This is a genomic window from Micromonospora sp. CNZ322, from assembly GCF_007827755.1.
In genome coordinates this window covers 92,759-107,749 of the sequence record NZ_VITD01000001.1, presented here as the reverse complement: position 1 = coordinate 107,749, position 14,991 = coordinate 92,759, and the positions used below count along the sequence as shown (strand labels likewise).

15 protein-coding genes and 1 pseudogene are annotated in these 14,991 nt (G+C 72.5%); 9 read left to right on the top strand and 7 right to left on the bottom strand.

Annotated elements, in window-relative coordinates; all coding sequences use genetic code 11:
- The first annotated feature begins 29 nt into the window (after positions 1-29).
- The 5 genes from lepB (FB453_RS00490) to FB453_RS00470 are packed head-to-tail and all read left to right on the top strand — an operon-like array spanning position 30 to position 3,205.
- Positions 30-899 (top strand): signal peptidase I, encoded by an 870-nt coding sequence (lepB, locus tag FB453_RS00490; RefSeq protein ID WP_145786748.1) that lies wholly within the window; start codon positions 30-32, stop codon positions 897-899.
- Between the two features lie 10 nt (positions 900-909).
- The gene (gene lepB, locus FB453_RS00485; RefSeq protein ID WP_112588428.1) at positions 910-1,545 is read left to right on the top strand and encodes a signal peptidase I; all 636 of its coding nucleotides are present in this window, start codon (positions 910-912) and stop codon (positions 1,543-1,545) included.
- Positions 1,546-1,593: 48 nt separating this feature from the next.
- Complete coding sequence (locus FB453_RS00480; RefSeq protein ID WP_145786746.1) at positions 1,594-2,079, top strand: NUDIX domain-containing protein; 486 nt, start codon at positions 1,594-1,596, stop codon at positions 2,077-2,079.
- Positions 2,073-2,885, top strand: coding sequence for a ribonuclease HII (locus FB453_RS00475; RefSeq protein WP_091400284.1), 813 nt, complete (start codon positions 2,073-2,075; stop codon positions 2,883-2,885). The genes FB453_RS00480 and FB453_RS00475 overlap by 7 nt, the downstream gene beginning before the upstream one ends.
- Positions 2,882-3,205 (top strand): DUF2469 domain-containing protein, encoded by a 324-nt coding sequence (locus FB453_RS00470; RefSeq protein ID WP_007075222.1) that lies wholly within the window; start codon positions 2,882-2,884, stop codon positions 3,203-3,205. Before FB453_RS00475 ends, FB453_RS00470 begins: the two co-directional genes overlap by 4 nt.
- A 63-nt stretch (positions 3,206-3,268) precedes the next feature.
- On the opposite strand, the gene FB453_RS00465 is transcribed toward FB453_RS00470, so the two are convergent.
- The gene (locus tag FB453_RS00465) at positions 3,269-4,411 is read right to left on the bottom strand and encodes a sulfite oxidase (RefSeq protein ID WP_145786744.1); all 1,143 of its coding nucleotides are present in this window, start codon (positions 4,409-4,411) and stop codon (positions 3,269-3,271) included.
- 244 nt (positions 4,412-4,655) lie between these two features.
- Between FB453_RS00465 and FB453_RS00460 the strand changes: the two genes are divergently transcribed.
- Positions 4,656-5,357 (top strand): M23 family metallopeptidase, encoded by a 702-nt coding sequence (locus FB453_RS00460; RefSeq protein WP_145786742.1) that lies wholly within the window; start codon positions 4,656-4,658, stop codon positions 5,355-5,357.
- Here the strand turns inward: FB453_RS00460 and FB453_RS00455 are convergent.
- From FB453_RS00455 to FB453_RS00435, 6 genes are all read right to left on the bottom strand, one after another.
- Positions 5,278-6,459, bottom strand: a complete 1,182-nt coding sequence (locus FB453_RS00455; RefSeq protein WP_145786740.1) for an aminotransferase class V-fold PLP-dependent enzyme — start codon at positions 6,457-6,459, stop codon at positions 5,278-5,280. The two genes, FB453_RS00460 and FB453_RS00455, sit on opposite strands and share 80 nt — an antisense overlap.
- 44 nt (positions 6,460-6,503) lie before the next feature.
- Positions 6,504-7,490 carry a tyrosine recombinase XerC gene (locus tag FB453_RS00450; protein WP_145787797.1) on the bottom strand — a complete coding sequence of 329 codons (987 nt, stop codon included), beginning with the start codon at positions 7,488-7,490 and terminating at the stop codon, positions 6,504-6,506.
- Positions 7,491-7,892: 402 nt separating this feature from the next.
- Positions 7,893-8,108, bottom strand: a complete 216-nt coding sequence (locus FB453_RS34575; protein WP_112605957.1) for a hypothetical protein — start codon at positions 8,106-8,108, stop codon at positions 7,893-7,895.
- 185 nt (positions 8,109-8,293) lie between these two features.
- Positions 8,294-9,505, bottom strand: coding sequence for a DNA-processing protein DprA (gene dprA, locus FB453_RS00445; RefSeq protein WP_145786739.1), 1,212 nt, complete (start codon positions 9,503-9,505; stop codon positions 8,294-8,296).
- The gene (locus FB453_RS00440; RefSeq protein ID WP_145786737.1) at positions 9,502-11,022 is read right to left on the bottom strand and encodes a YifB family Mg chelatase-like AAA ATPase; all 1,521 of its coding nucleotides are present in this window, start codon (positions 11,020-11,022) and stop codon (positions 9,502-9,504) included. Before FB453_RS00440 ends, dprA begins: the two co-directional genes overlap by 4 nt.
- A 30-nt stretch (positions 11,023-11,052) precedes the next feature.
- The gene (locus FB453_RS00435; protein WP_112588468.1) at positions 11,053-11,412 is read right to left on the bottom strand and encodes a YraN family protein; all 360 of its coding nucleotides are present in this window, start codon (positions 11,410-11,412) and stop codon (positions 11,053-11,055) included.
- A 166-nt stretch (positions 11,413-11,578) separates the two neighbouring features.
- On the opposite strand from FB453_RS00435, the pseudogene FB453_RS00430 reads away from it, so the two are divergent.
- The 3 genes and pseudogenes from FB453_RS00430 to tsf all read left to right on the top strand — a co-directional run bounded on the left by FB453_RS00430 (position 11,579) and on the right by tsf (position 14,946).
- A pseudogene (locus FB453_RS00430) lies at positions 11,579-12,680 on the top strand (hypothetical protein).
- A 383-nt stretch (positions 12,681-13,063) separates the two neighbouring features.
- The gene (rpsB, locus tag FB453_RS00425; protein ID WP_091400299.1) at positions 13,064-13,984 is read left to right on the top strand and encodes a 30S ribosomal protein S2; all 921 of its coding nucleotides are present in this window, start codon (positions 13,064-13,066) and stop codon (positions 13,982-13,984) included.
- A 134-nt stretch (positions 13,985-14,118) separates the two neighbouring features.
- A complete protein-coding gene (gene tsf, locus FB453_RS00420; RefSeq protein WP_112588474.1) occupies positions 14,119-14,946 on the top strand; it encodes a translation elongation factor Ts in 828 nt (275 codons plus the stop codon).
- Positions 14,947-14,991 lie beyond the last annotated feature (45 nt).

Sequence of the window (14,991 nt, the reverse complement as noted above, 5' to 3'; positions counted from 1 at the left end):
GGTGGTGTTTCTGCGGACCGGGGAGTGGCGTGGTGCAGACGCTTGACGAGGACGGCACCGTCGATCCGTGGCGCCGACGGGCTCGCCGCACCCGCCGGCAGATGCCTCTCTGGCAGGAGCTGCCGCTGTTGCTGGTGGTCGCGTTCTGCCTCGCGGTGCTGATCCGCACCTTCCTGCTCCAGGCGTTCTTCATTCCGTCCGGCTCGATGGAGGACACCCTCCTCGTCGGTGACCGGGTGCTGGTCAACAAGGTCGTCTACGACGTTCGTGACCCGCTGCGCGGCGAGGTGGTGGTCTTCCGGGGCACCGACCGCTGGGCGCCGCAGGTCGACGAGCAGCCGAAGCCCGGTGTCGCCGGCCGGCTCGCCCGCACCGTCGGCGACCTGATCGGGGTGAGCCGCCCCGGTGAGAAGGACTTCATCAAGCGGGTGATCGGTCTCCCGGGTGACCGGGTCAAGTGCTGCGACAGTCAGGGTCGGGTGACAGTCAACGGCATCCCGCTCAACGAGTCGTACGTCCTGCGGGATTCCCCGCTGGACCTGCCACCCAACCCGGCGGAGTGTCGCTCCCGGCGCTTCGACGAGATCGTCGTGCCGCCCGGTCAGATCTTCGTGATGGGTGACCACCGCGAGGTCTCCCAGGACGCGCGTTGCCAGGGGCCGGTGCCGATCGACAACGTGGTCGGCCGGGCCTTCATGGTGGTCTGGCCGTCGTCGCGGTGGAGTGCGCTGTCGGTGCCGTCCACGTTCGAGGACGTCTCCGGGCCGGCCACGGCGTCGCCCGGTGCGACTCCGGCGCGACCGACTCCGCAGGGCGGTGTGCTGCTGATACTTCCGTTGGCAGCCGCGCTACGTGGTTCCCGCGCGTTCCGGACGGTGCCGTCCAGCCGGGCAACGTAGGCTCCTTGGCGTGATTGACGAGCAGACCGACAAGCCGCGCAGCTCCTTCTGGAAGGAACTGCCGATCCTGCTGGGTGTGGCGATCCTGGTCGCGGTGCTGGTCCGCGCCTTCGTGCTGCAGACCTTCTTCATCCCCTCCCCGTCCATGGAAAACACTCTCAAGATCGATGACCGTGTGCTGGTCAACAAGTTGGTCTACGACTTCCGGTCACCGCACCGCGGCGAGGTGATCGTGTTCAAGGCTCCGACCGCGTGGAGCGGCAACCCCGACGGTGAGGACTTCATCAAGCGGGTGATCGGCATCCCCGGGGACCACGTGGTCTGCTGCGACCCCGAGGAACGCCTGATGATCAACGGCAAGTCGCTGGACGAGCCGTACATCTTCTCCATGGACGGGATTCGCGACAAGCCCGCCGACCAGGAGTTCGACATCACCGTGCCGGAGGGCCGGCTGTGGGTGATGGGCGATCACCGGTCGGCCTCCGGCGACTCGCTGGAGCACTGGCAGCAGTCCCAGCAGAACATCACCGAGGCCACGATCCCCGAGGACGACGTGGTCGGGCGGGCGTTCACCGTCTTCTGGCCGGTCAGCCGGGCCACCTGGCTGACGGTGCCCGACGGGTTCGACGGCATTCCCAAGCCGTAAGCCGTACGGGGCGTGGGCGATCCGTCCTCGGTCTGGCAGGCTGGTGCGGTGACCGTCTACACCCCTCGACGCGCGGCCCGCGTGCTGCTCGTCGACGCGGCCGGCCGGGTCCTGCTGTTCGAGGGCTTCGACCCGGCCCGACCCGGGCACCGATACTGGTTCACTCCCGGCGGTGGGCTCGATCCGGGGGAGGCGCCGGCAGTGGGCGCGGCCCGGGAGTTGGCCGAGGAGACCGGCCTGCGGCTCGACCCGGCCCAGTTGGGCGAGCCGGTCTGGTCCGACGCGACCGAGTTCTCCTTTGACGGCATCTGGTACCGCCAGGAGCAGGATTTCTTCCTCCTCCAGGTGGACTCCTGGCGGGTGGACACCACGGGCTTCAACGACATCGAGCGACGCAGCATCGCCGACCACCGCTGGTGGGTTCCGGACGAGTTGGCGGCCAGCGGTGACCGGTTCTACCCGCCGGAACTGCCCGCCCTGCTGACCCGGCTGGGGCAGTCGACCACCGCCGGCCGGGGCGAGGCGTCGTGCTGACCCCGCCGCGCACAGTGGTGCGCCGCGAGGCCGGCCTGTACGCCCTGGAGCGGGCATTGCAGCGGCGTGGCTTCCGGCACGTCGCTGGTGCCGACGAGGCGGGCCGGGGGGCGTGCGCCGGTCCGCTGGTCGCCGCCGCGGCGGTGCTGCCCGAGGGGCGGCGCGGCGAGATCGATGGGCTGGCCGACTCGAAGCTGCTCACCCCGGCCAGCCGGGAACGGGTGTACGCGGAGGTCGTGGACCGCGCGCTCGCGTACGCGGTGGTGGTCATCCCGGCCGAGGAGGTCGACGCCCGGGGTCTGCACGTGTGCAACCTGGCCGCGATGCGCCGGGCGCTCGCCTCGCTCACCACCCGCCCGGAGTACGTGCTGACCGACGGGTTCGGCGTGGACGGCCTGGGTGTGCCCGGGCTGGCGGTGTGGAAGGGCGACCGGGTGGCCGCGTGCGTGGCGGCGGCCAGTGTGCTGGCCAAGGTCACCCGGGACCGGCTCATGGTGGAGTTGGACGGGGTGTTCCCGGCGTACGGCTTCGCCGAGCACAAGGGGTACATCACCCCGGAGCACTCGGCGGCGCTGCGGGAGCACGGGCCGTGCCGGGAGCACCGGTTCTCGTACGTCAATGTCGCCGCGGTCTCCGGCCGCGACGGCCGGCCGCCGCGCGCCCGACGGCCCGGCGGCCACGGCCCGGATGAGCCGATGGAGCGCTCGTGGGCGTCAGGGGGTACCGTCGGCGTGGCGTTGGGCGAGCAGCCTCGGCCTCCGACGCCGGTGGGGGAAGATGTGGCCATGGAAGGCGGAGTGCGATGAGCGCGGAAGATCTCGAGAAGTACGAGACCGAGATGGAGCTGCAGCTCTACCGGGAGTACCGCGACATTGTCCGCCAATTCTCCTACGTGGTGGAGACGGAGCGCCGGTTCTACCTGGCCAACCAGGTCGACCTGCACGTGCGTAACTCCGACGGCGAGGTCTACTTCGAGGTCGAGATGCACGACGCCTGGGTGTGGGACATGTACCGTCCTGCCCGCTTCGTGAAGAACGTCCGGGTGATGACTTTCAAGGACGTCAACGTCGAGGAGCTGGAGAAGCCCGACATCTCACTGCCCGCCGACTCCGGCTTCGGCGGCTGAGCGCACCCGAGCCGCCGGGGCCGTGCCACGGGCCCCCACCCGTGGCGTGACACCCACCGCCGATCATTCGGCCGGCACCACGACCTCGACCCGCTGCACCATGTTGTTGGCGAAGCCGCCACGGTTCCACTGTTGCTCGACCGGCTGGGTCCGCCCGGACGCGTCGGTAGCCCGCGCGCCGAGCACGTACCGGCCGGGGGTGGCGACCCACTCGTGCCGCCAGCGCCGCCAGGCGAAGTCCCCCGCGTCCGCCGGGTCCAACTCGGCCGGCGACCAGCTCTGCCCTCCGTCGGTGGTCACCTCCACGGCGACCACCGGGGCGTGCCCCGACCAGGCCCGACCATCCAGCGTGCACGAGCCGGGTCGCAGCACCCGACGGCGCGACATGAAGTCGGGGAAGCCGGGCGGGCGGACCAGCGCCCGCGGCTCGATCCGGGTGACCGGCACGCCCGGGTCGTCCGCGTCGCGGCGTACCCGGTAGGCCACCGCGTTCTGGTACCCCTCGAACGGCTCGGTCCGCAGCTCGATGGAGTGGACCCACTTCACGTGCGCCATGCCGTACCAGCCCGGCACGATCAGCCGCAGCGGCGCACCGTGCTGCGGCAGCAGGGGAGCGCCGTTCATCTCGTACGCCAGCAGCACCTCCTCGCGCAGCGCGTCGGCGACCGGAAGCGCCCGCTGGTAGTCCTGCTCGATCCCGCGCTCCACGCCGTGATCGGCGCCGGTGAAGACCACGTCCACCGCGTCCGGGTCGACGCCCGCCTCCCGCAGCAGCGGCGCGAGGGGGGTGCCGGTCCACTCCGCGTTGCCGACCGCCTCGACCAGCCAGGGCTGGCTGACCGGCCGGGGGTGCAGCAGGGCCCGCCCGTTGCCGGCGCACTCCAGTGTCACCTGCCGGGTGACGCGGGGGCGTTCGCGCAGGTCGGCGAGGGTGACCGCCAACTGACGGTCCACCGCACCGCCGATGGTCAACGTGTGCGTCGCCGGGTCGAGCTCCGGGATGTCGTAGTGGATCAGCAGGTAGTGCAACCCGGCCGGGGTGACGTCGTAGCGCAGCGCCTCCAACGGGATGCCGTGGTTGCGGGCCGCGAGCTGCAACTCCTCGGCGCTGATCGTCTCGTCCGGCTCCGCGAGCCGGGACGGGCCGCTCACGTCGGCCACCGTCGGCCCGACGGGGTACGACGTCCGGTCATCGAGAGTGGTCATGCGGCCTCCCCGGTACAGACGGCGGCACCCGCCGTACGCGGCCCAGCCTAGGCCCTCCGTGTCGGGCCGAAAACGGCACCGAGGGTACGGCGGTGTCCGCGCGGCGGGTCGTGGACAGCGTCCCGCCGTCCCGGGCATAGCAGATCATCGAGGGCGTTGGGTGGTCGTCCACAGCACCTCCGGTTGTCCACAGCCCCGGCGGCCGGGCCGGCGGACGAACCGGCGTCGGCCGGAAGCTGCCGTCATGCGACCGCCACCCGCCCGTTCGATCCGCCGCACGCTGCTGCTCTGCACCGCGCTCCCGCTCGCACTGACCGTGCAGCTCTGCGGGCTGGCGGTGCTGGTCGCGGCGGTGCCCGGTCAATCACCGACCCCGACCGTGCCGGTCGCGGCCCTGGCGGAGCCGGTCGTCGCCGCAGCGTCCGCCGGGCGGTTCCGCTGGCCGGTCGACGGGCCACCCCGTCCGGTGCGCCGGTTCGACCCGCCGCCGCGACCGTGGCTGCCCGGCCATCGCGGCGTCGACCTGGCCGCCCCCGCCGGAGCGGTGGTCCGCAGCGCCGGGCCGGGCACCGTCCTCTTCGCCGGTCTGGTGGCGGGTCGACCGGTGGTCACCGTGGGGCACGCCGGCGGGCTGCGGACCACCCACGAGCCGGTCCAACCCGCCGTACGTCCCGGTCAGCCGGTCACCGCCGGCGCGCCGCTGGGCGAGCTGCTGCCCGGGCATCCGGGGTGCCCGGCCGAGGCGTGCCTGCACTGGGGCCTGCGCCGGGGCGAGGAGTATCTCGACCCGCTCGCCCTTCTCGGCCTCGGCCCGGTACGCCTGCTCCCGGTCGGTCCGGTCCCGGTGTCCGCTCCCGGCCGGCCGCTCAGCGCTGGGCGAGCAGTGCCGGCAGCCGTGCGGCCAGCCGCTCGTACTCGTCGGCGGCGTTGTAGACCTGGCCGGTGAGCCGCAACCACCCTCGGCCGTTCCAGCTCATCACCGCCACCTCGGCGGCGAGCCGCTCACCGATCCGCGCCTGCAACGCCCGCGCCGCGTCGATCGTGGTGCCCGTGCCGGCCGGCAGCGGGATGAGGCGCAGCGCCACCGCCGGTCCGCCGGGGTCGGGCAGATCGGCGGGGGCCACCCCCAGGGCGTCCCCCACCACCCGCTGGCCGTACGCGGCGAGCGCGGCGTTGTGCGCCCGCACCCGGTCGACGCCGAGACTGCGCATCGTGAACAGGCCCGCCGGGGCGGCCAGCCAGGGCGTGTAGTCGAGCGTCGCCTGCCACTCGAGCCGGGCCGGGAAACCCGACTCCTGCTCCCAGGACACCACCAGTGGCTCGATCCGGTCCCGCCACTGCGGTGCCACCGCCAGCAGGGCGGTCCCGCGCGGGGCGTACGCCCACTTGTGCAGGTTGCCCACCCAGAAGTCCGCGCCGATGCTGGCAACAGGGGTGGGCAGCATGCCCGGGGCGTGCGCGGCGTCCACCAGGACCGGCACGTCGTGTTCGCGGGCCACCGCGACGATGGCGGCGGTCGGGAAGAGCTTGGCGGTGGCCGAGGTGAGCTGGTCGACGACGAGCAGCCGGGTCCGTCCGGGGCGCAGTCCGGCGCGGATGCTCTGCACGATCTGCTCGTCGGTGGCGGCCAGGGGGATCGGCAGGACCCGGCTGACCGCGCCGGTGCGGCGGCATTCGCGCTGGATGGCCAGGCTCACCGCCCCGTACCCGTGGTCGGTGCTCAGCACCTCGTCGCCGGCCTTGAGACCCACCGACTGGAGCACCACGGCGACGCCGGTGGTGGTGTTGCCCACCAGGGCGCTGCCGTCCGGGTCGGCGCCCAGGAACCCGGCGAGGTGCCGACGGGTGTGCGCGATCCGGTCGACCAGCCCCTGGGTGAAGAAGCGCAGCGGGTTCGCCTCCATCTCGTCGCGCAGCCGCTGCTGGGCGCGCTGCACGCCGATCGGCACCGCGCCGAACGAGCCATGGTTGAGGTGGCTGACCGCCGGGTCCAGGGAGAAGAGCAGGCGGGCGCCCGGGATCGGCTCAGGGGGATTCGGGACGCTCACTTGATGATCGTAACCGCCACGCGTGCGCGCCCTGCGGCCCTTGATCAGGCGCGGGGGTGCGCCTGCCGGTAGGCGGCGCGCAGCCGCTCGACCGAGACGTGGGTGTAGATCTGCGTACTCGCCAGGGACGAGTGGCCGAGCAGCTCCTGCACGGCGCGCAGGTCCGCGCCACCCTCCAGGAGGTGGGTGGCCGCGGAGTGGCGCAGATCGTGCGGGCTGGTCCGGGGCAGCCCGGCGGTCTCGGCGTACGCACCGACGATCTGACGTGCGGTCGTCGGGTTGAGCCGACCACCCCGGGCACCCAGCAGCAGCGCGTCGCCGGAGCGGGCGCCCACCATCGCCGGGCGGCCCCGGCGCAGCCACTCGTCCAACGCCCGCTGGGCGGGCACCCCGTACGGCACCGAGCGCTCCCGCCCGCCCTTGCCGAACACCCGGATCACCCGCCGGCCGTGGTCGACATCCCCGACGTCCAACCCGCACGCCTCGCTGACCCGTACGCCGGTGGCGTAGAGCAGCTCCAGCAGCACCCGGTCTCGCAGCCGTACCGCCTCGGCCGCTTCGCTCGGGCCCGACTCCGCCGGCGGGTTCGGGGGCGGTGCCTGCCGGGCCGGTGCCTCGACCAGGGCGGCGGCCTGGTCGGCGCGCAGCACGCTGGGTAGTTCCCGGTGCGCGCGGGGGCTGGCCAGCGCGGCGCCCACGTCGGCGGGGAGCAGCCCGGCCCGGTGTGCCCAGGCACTGAATGCCCGCGCCGATGCGGCCCGTCGGGCCAACGACGTGCGGGCGGCACCCGTGGTGCGCTGCCGCGCCAGCCAACTGCGCAGCACCGACAGGTCCAGCTCGGCGAGGTCGACGCAGCCCATCCGGACGGCGTGGTCGAGCAGCGAGACCAGATCGGTGACGTACGCGCGGACGGTGTGCGCCGACCGGTTACGGACCCGGGACAGGTGCTCGGCGAAGTCGTCGACCGGGTCGCGCAACGCTGGCGGGAGTGCCTGGTGCATGGCCCGGGTGCCCCGGTCCGGTCGGCTCATCATGGCCCGCGCCGACGTGCCGGCCGGTTCCTCGGCCCCGGCACCCTCGCTGACGGCTGACACGGCACCAGCCTACGGCCGGTCCGCCTACGTCATCGGACACGACGGTGCCGGTGTCCACCCCCCGGCTACCGGCGGTTGTTCCTCTTGCTCAGGAACACGACCAGGCCGACAACGAGCACGGCGGTCACGACGAGACAGCAGAGCACGCTGATGTGCCACGGCTTGATTGCACCCATGACCGGGCACCGTACCGGTCGTAGTGGCAGGCCGTTGCCCCGCGCGAGCGCACCTCAGGCCGGCCTGGACGTCTTCGCGGCCGTCACACGCTTGGCTGCCGTGACGGCCCTCAATGTCCGGGCGATCCCAGCCCCCGCCAGGGATCGCCCGGACACCGGGGTATCAGGCGTCGTGCCGCATGAGGTAGTTGAGAGCCCCGAAGATGAGGGGAGCCGAGCCGGCGAACGCCGCAGCCCCGGCGATCAGGGCCTTGCCGACGCTCGGGTCCATCGACCATGTGATCCAACTGGCGATCGTCGCGACCTGGCTCGACCCAAGGGCGACAATAGTGAGGCACAGTAGGCGAACGGGGAACTGACTTCCCATCTCATCCTCCACTCGACGGACTCCTCCTCTTGGAGGTGACCTCGTCGAGCGGGATTAGAGGGGACCCGCCAAGAGCACCCTGGTGGCTGTGCAGAGGCTTGGCAAGCTTTTGTGGTGGTTGTCATATCCACTGTGTTCGCTGGTCTTGAGGCGGTGTTTGGAATGCCGGGACGTCTGTCGGGCCAAGTGAGCACACCTCATGTCGATGCGGGCGTCTCTGCCGCAGCACGCTTGGGTTTGGCGGGTGGGGCCAAGGCATAGCCGTCGTCGCGACGGACCACCATGGACAGCTCCTCCAGCAGCGACAGCTTGCGCAACGCGGTCCGTAGGTCGACGCCGGCGCGGGCGGAGAGCCGGTCCACGCCCATCGCGCCTCGGCGGGGCAGCGCCTCCAGCAGCGACCTCGCCTCGTCGTCCAGCGCGTCGGTGGCCCGCTGCGGTCCACGCGCCAACGGGGCCAGGTCCGCGCCGATCCGACCCACCTCCTCCAGCACGTGCGCCACCCCGGTGACCAGCCGGGCCTTGTCGGGGAACTCGCGCAGGAACTCGTGCGCGCCGACGGACATCGCCGAGGTCACCGGCCCCGGCACCACCATGGCCACCCGATTGGCGTGGATGGCTCGCCGCGCGGTTTGCGTCGCGCCACTGCGCGCCGACGCCTCCACCACGACGGTGCCCCGGGTGCCTGCGGCGATCACCCGGTTGCGGATCAGGAAGCGGGGCCGCAGCGGCTCGGCGCCGGGTGGCCACTCGCTGACCAGCAGCCCCGTCTCGGCGATCCGGTCGAAGAGCGCGGCGTTGCCCATCGGGTACGGACGGTCCAGCCCGCAGGCGAGCACCGCGACGGTCAGACCGCCAGCGGTGAGTGCGCCCCGGTGGGCGGCGGCGTCGATGCCGAACGCGCCACCGGACACGACCGTCCAGTCCCGCTCGGCCAGGCCGTACCCCAGCTCGGTCGCGACGTGCTGCCCGTAACCGGTGGCCGCCCGCGCCCCCACCACGGCCACCGAGCGATCCAGAGCCTCACCGAGCGGCCAGCTTCCGCGTACCCAGAAGCAGAGCGGCGGGGCGGTCTCACCATCCACCCGGCGGCTGACGTCCGGCAGCCGCAATGCGGCCAGGCTGGCGACCTGGGCCGGCCACTCCTCGTCGTCCGGCGTGACCAGCCGGGCACCCAGTCGGTCCGCCCGCTCCAGGGCCTCCGCGGCCACCGCCCGTGCGTCGCCGGCCGCCGAGCGTGCGGCGACAGTGGTGTGCAGCCAGCCGGCCGGGCTGCCGCCGTCGAGCAGCAGATCCAGGGTCTCCACCGGGCCGTGCCGTTCGACCAGGTGATGCACCGCGCGCGTACCCGGCTCGGCCAGCCAGGTCAGGGCGACCCGGGCCAGCCTGCGTTCCTCCTCGGCGCTCACGTCGCCTCCCCCGTCCGTAGTTGAAGCGCTTCCCGGACGTCGTCCCGGTCAGGTCGGTCGCGACCGTCCAGATCGGCGATGGTCCAGGCCATCCGGATCACCCGGTCGAAGCCGCGCGCCGACAGCGAGCCGGAGTCGAGCCGGCCACGCAGCTCCACGGTGACCCGGGCCGGCAGCCGCCACGGCGGTCGGCGCAAGTGCGGCCCTTCCACCTCGGCGTTGAGCCGTCGGCCGAGGTCGGCCCAGCGGGCGGCGGCCGCCTGACGGGCCGCCGCCACCCGGGCGGCGACCGTCGCCGAGGGCTCGACATCGCCGTCGGTCGCCATCAACTCGGCCGCCCGCACCGGCATCAGCCCCACCTGGACGTCGATCCGGTCCAGCAGCGGCCCGGAGAGCCTTCCCAGGTAGCGGCGGCGAACCAGCGGCGAACACTCGCAGTGCGCATCGCCCGCCGGCTTCGCGCACGGACACGGGTTGGCCGCCAGCACCAACTGGGTGCGGGCCGGGTACACGGTGCCGCCTCCGCTGCGGCTCAGCTGGATGCGGCCGTGCTCCAGCGGCTGGCGCAGCGCCTCCAGTGCACCCTTGCTGAATTCGGGAGCCTCATCCAGGAAGAGCACCCCGCGATGCGCCAGCGACACCGCACCGGGTCGGGCCAGCCCCGAGCCACCCCCGACCAGCGACGGCACGGTCGCGGTGTGGTGCGGCGCCTGGAACGGCGGGCGACGCAGCAGCCGGCCACCCGGCGGCAGCAGCCCGGCGACCGAGTGCAGCGCGGTGACCTCCAGCGCCGCGTCGTCGTCCAGCTCGGGCAGGATCGACGGCAGTCGTTCGGCGAGCATCGTCTTGCCGGCGCCCGGAGGGCCGAGCAGTGCCACGTGATGCCCGCCGGCCGCGGCGACCTCCAGGGCGCGTCGACCCATTTGCTGCCCGGCGACGTCGGCGAGATCCGGCCCACCGGCCAGCGGCTCCGGGATGTCCGCCGGTGGTTCGATCAGCGGGGTCCCGTCCCGAACGAAGGCGACGAGTCGGTGCAGGGTGTCCACCGCTCGCACCCGTACCCCGGGGATGACGGCGGCCTCGGCGGCGTTGCCGACCGGAACGATCACCCGCGTGACGCCGGCCTGGGCTGCTGCGGCGACCATCGGGAGCACGCCGCGCACCGGCCGGACCGTCCCGTCGAGCCCCAGCTCGCCGAGGACCACCACCCCCTCCAGAGGGAGCAGCGGCAGCTCACCCGAGCCACCCAGCAGGGCTGCGGCGATGGCCAGATCGAAGGCCGACCCGAACTTCGGCAGCGTGGCGGGCAGCAGGTTGAGGGTGATCCGCCGGTTGGGCCAGCGCTGGCCGGAGTTGACCACGGCGGCGCGGACCCGGTCGCGGGCCTCGTGCAGGGCGGTGTCCGGCAGACCGGAGATCACCACCGCCGGCAGACCGGCGGCCAGGTCGGCCTCCACCTCGACGAGGTGGCCGGTCACTCCGACCAGCCCCACGCAGAGCACCTTCGCGTAGCTCACGGCGCGTCACCGATCCTCCGGGTACGCATGTCAGAACGCGCCCTTGAGGTGGTCGACCTGCGCCGGACCGGAGTCGGGCAGCCGCACCGACAGCACGTCGAAGCGCACCTCCTCAGCGGTCGTACCGGTCTCGGTCAGCCACCGCGCGGCGAGCCCTCGCAGCCGGCGGGCCTTGGCCGGTACGACCGCCTCGGCCGGGGTGCCGAAGCCCTCACCCCGGCGGGTCTTCACCTCGCAGAAGGCGAGCACGGGCCCGTCCCACGCGATGATGTCGATCTCGCCGGCCGGGCAGCGCCAGTTTCGGGCGATCGGGCGTAGCCCCGCCTCGGTCAGGTGCCGGGCGGCGCACCGCTCGCCGTACGCGCCAACCGCCTGGTTCCGCTTCGTCATGGCCGGCACGGTGCCCGCCGGAGGGTGATCGCCGCGACCCGGCAGCAGCCCAACTGTGGACAACGGGGGTGCTGTGGACAGTCAGATGATCATGCCCGCGCTGTGCTAGGGCACGACTCGTGTCCGCGCTGCCCGGACGATCGGCGGCGTGGTCGGCCGGGTTGAAATGGCGCGGGCGTGGCCGGTCGCATACGGTGCCTGACGTGGACGGACGACGGAGTTTTCCGGAAGATCAGGAGTCGCGCTGGTACCCCGACGAGCGGGGTCGCGGTTACGGCGAGTCGGAGTGGCGCGGCGCGGGCGAACCGCGGTACCGGGACGGTGAGATTCCCGAGCCGCGTGGCGCGGAAGACGGCCGCTCCGTCGAGGACACGGGAGCCGGCCGCCGCCGCGAGCCGGACTCGGGACGCTTCGGCGCCGTCGACGCGAGCCGCTTCGGTGCGCCGGAGTCGGATTCGGGTCGCCTGAGCGTTGTGGACGCGGGTCGCTTCGGTGCGCCGGAGTCGGATTCGGGTCGCTTCGGTGCCCTGGACGCTCAGACCGGTCGGTTCGGAGGGAGCGAGGCTGATTCGGGGCGTTTCGGTGCGGTGGACCCGTTGGGTGCCGGGCGGTCGGAGGCGGACGGTTACCGGGCCACCCGATCGCGGCGGGCGGACCGGGACCCCTCGGAGACCTCCGGTGAGCTGCCCGGACGGCGGGCCGCCCGCGAGACGACCACGGCGGGATCTCCGGTGACCAGCGCCCCGCCGGAGACGTCCCGCGACAGCACGTCGACAGCGCCGGCGACCGTGCTCGCTGACCAGGCCCGTCCTGCTCCGCTCGCTGGGTACCCGATCATCGAGCCGACCCGTGGCGGCGGCGACACGCCGCACCCGCTGGAGATGCCGACCGGCCCGATGCCGGGGATCGGCCCGCGAGCCGACCTGCCCGCAGGTGAGCCGCCGGTGTATCCGCCGGCCGCCGACGGCGTCTATCGGACCCGTCGACCGGTGCTGGCCGTACTCTTCGCTCTGCTGGTGTTGGTCTTCGAGGTCCCCGCGTTGCGGGTGCTGCTGGCGGGCGTGACCGGCGACCCGGTGGACGCCGGGAACGTGGTGGTGGGTATCGCCCTGGTCGCCGGTCTGCCGATCTTCGCGACCGGGCTGTACGGGCTACGAACCGGAGGTCTGGCGCTCGCCGACAACGGTCGGGGCTGGCTGCGCCCACCGACGGCCTATCTGACCGTCGGCCTGGTGCTCTTCGTGGCTGCCGCGCTCGCCGCCGGCTGACCCGGCCTGACCCGCCGCCAGCCCTGTCGCGCGCGCTGACGGTTCGGACAACAACCAGAAGTAGTGGCCTCCGGCGACGCGGAGGCCACTATTTCCACGAACCAGCGCGATCTTCCCAGCGACTCGCGCGGGCGAGCGGGGGAGCGGCGGAGCAGCACCCCACGCGCACCCCGGGGCGGCTGAACGGGCGAGGGGCGTACACTGGCCAACTGGCGACCGCCTCGTGCGGTCGACCTCGCGCGCCCTCTTCACGAATCGTCGTGGAGCGACGGCCTCCCTGGTCCCGATCTTGATCGGGTCCACCATGGGTCGGCGACCAGGCGCCAGGACGCCCGGCCACCGGCCGGGCGTGACAACCAGGGACCTTGAGGAGTACCCCAACCATGGCCGTCGTGACCATGCGCCAGCTGCTGGAGAGCGGTGTCCACTTCGGGCACCAGACCCGGCGCTGGAACCCGAAGATGAAGCGCTTCATCATGACCGAGCGCAACGGCATCTACATCATCGACCTGCGCCAGACCCTCGAGTACATCGAGAAGGCGTACGAGTTCGTGCGTGGGACCGTCGCCGAGGGTGGCAGCATCCTGTTCGTCGGCACCAAGAAGCAGGCCCAGGAGGCGATTGCCGAGCAGGCGACCCGGGTCGGCCAGCCGTACGTCAACCACCGCTGGCTCGGTGGCATGCTGACCAACTTCCAGACCGTTTACAAGCGGCTCCAGCGGATGAAGGAGCTGGAGGGTCTGGGTGACCTCAGCGGCACCGCCGCCGGTTACACCAAGAAGGAGACCCTGCAGCTCTCCCGCGAGAAGATCAAGCTGACCCGCACCCTCGGTGGCCTGCGGGACATGCAGAAGCTTCCCGCCGCGGTCTGGATCGTCGACACCAAGAAGGAGCACATCGCCGTCGACGAGGCCCGCAAGCTGGGCATCCCGGTGATCGCGGTGCTGGACACCAACTGTGACCCGGACGAGGTCGACTTCCCGATCCCGGGTAACGACGACGCGATCCGCTCGGCGGAGCTGCTGACCAAGGTCGTCGCCGCCGCCGTCGCGGATGGTCTGATCGCGCGTTCCGGCCGTCGCCGGGGCAACGACGAGAAGCCCGAGGGTGTCGCGAGCGACGAGCCGCTGACCGAGTGGGAGCGCGAGCTGCTCGAGCCGAAGAAGGCCGACGAGTCGGCTGCCCCGGCCGCTGCGGCCGCCCCGGCCGAGCAGCCCGCCGCTGCCGCCGCCGAGCAGCCCGCCACCCCGGAGCAGCCGGCGCAGGCCGCCACCGAGCAGCCGGCGGCCGCCACCGCGGAGTGATCGCACCGTCGCTGCCCCGCCGTCCGTTTTCGCGAACGGCGGGCAGCGACGGTACGCCGGGCACGATCCGCCCGGATCCGGGTAACCGGCACCTCTGACCATCCACACGCCGTCTCAACACCGAAGAGAGAGCCATGTCCCAAATCACCGCCGCGGACGTCAAGAAGCTCCGCGACCTCACCGGCGCCGGCATGATGGACAGCAAGAAGGCGCTGACCGAGGCCGAGGGCGACTTCGACAAGGCCGTCGAGATCCTGCGCGTCAAGGGCGCCAAGGACGTCGGCAAGCGGGCCGGCCGTACGGCCGCGAACGGCCTGGTCGCCCACTCCGGCAAGGCACTGCTCGAGCTCAACTGCGAGACCGACTTCGTCGCCAAGACCGAGTCGTTCATCGCGCTGGGCCAGCAGCTGGTCGAGCACGGTGAGCGCGCCGGCGTGAACTCCGCCGAGGAGCTGCTCGCCACCGAGCTCGACGGCAAGGTCGTCGCGGACCTGATCCAGGAGCAGTCCGCCAAGATCGGCGAGAAGCTGGTGCTCAACCGGTTCGCCCGGGTCGAGGGCACCACCGCCGTCTACCTGCACCGCAAGGCCCAGGACCTGCCGCCGGCCGTTGGCGTGCTGGTGTCGTACACCGGAAAGACCGACGAGGCCGGCGACGCCGACGCCCGTGGTGTGGCCATGCAGATCGCCGCGATGCGGCCGAAGTACCTCACCCGGGACGAGGTTCCGGCTGAGGTCGTCGAGTCCGAGCGGCGCATCGCCGAGCAGACCGCCCGCGAGGAGAACAAGCCCGAGGCGGCTCTGCCGAAGATCATCGAGGGTCGGGTCAACTCCTTCTTCAAGGACTTCGTCCTGATCGAGCAGTCGTCCGTCTCTGACAACAAGAAGTCGGTGAAGCAGCTGCTGGCCGAGGCCGGCATCGAGGTCACCCGCTTCGTGCGGTTCGAGGTCGGCCAGGCCTGAGCCGCCACCGGGCGCCGCTGGCGCCCGTGGGCAGGAGACATCAAC

Excerpts from the sequence above, each read along its gene's own strand:
- FB453_RS00460 (WP_145786742.1), top strand. The coding sequence starts at position 4,656 with ATGCGACCGCCACCCGCCCGTTCGATCCGCCGCACGCTGCTGCTCTGC.
- FB453_RS00450 (WP_145787797.1), bottom strand. The coding sequence starts at position 7,490 with ATGAGCCGACCGGACCGGGGCACCCGGGCCATGCACCAGGCACTCCCG.
- tsf (WP_112588474.1), top strand. The coding sequence starts at position 14,119 with ATGTCCCAAATCACCGCCGCGGACGTCAAGAAGCTCCGCGACCTCACC.
- FB453_RS00470 (WP_007075222.1), top strand. The coding sequence starts at position 2,882 with ATGAGCGCGGAAGATCTCGAGAAGTACGAGACCGAGATGGAGCTGCAG.
- FB453_RS00435 (WP_112588468.1), bottom strand. The coding sequence starts at position 11,412 with ATGACGAAGCGGAACCAGGCGGTTGGCGCGTACGGCGAGCGGTGCGCC.
- rpsB (WP_091400299.1), top strand. The coding sequence starts at position 13,064 with ATGGCCGTCGTGACCATGCGCCAGCTGCTGGAGAGCGGTGTCCACTTC.
- FB453_RS00465 (WP_145786744.1), bottom strand. The coding sequence starts at position 4,411 with ATGACCACTCTCGATGACCGGACGTCGTACCCCGTCGGGCCGACGGTG.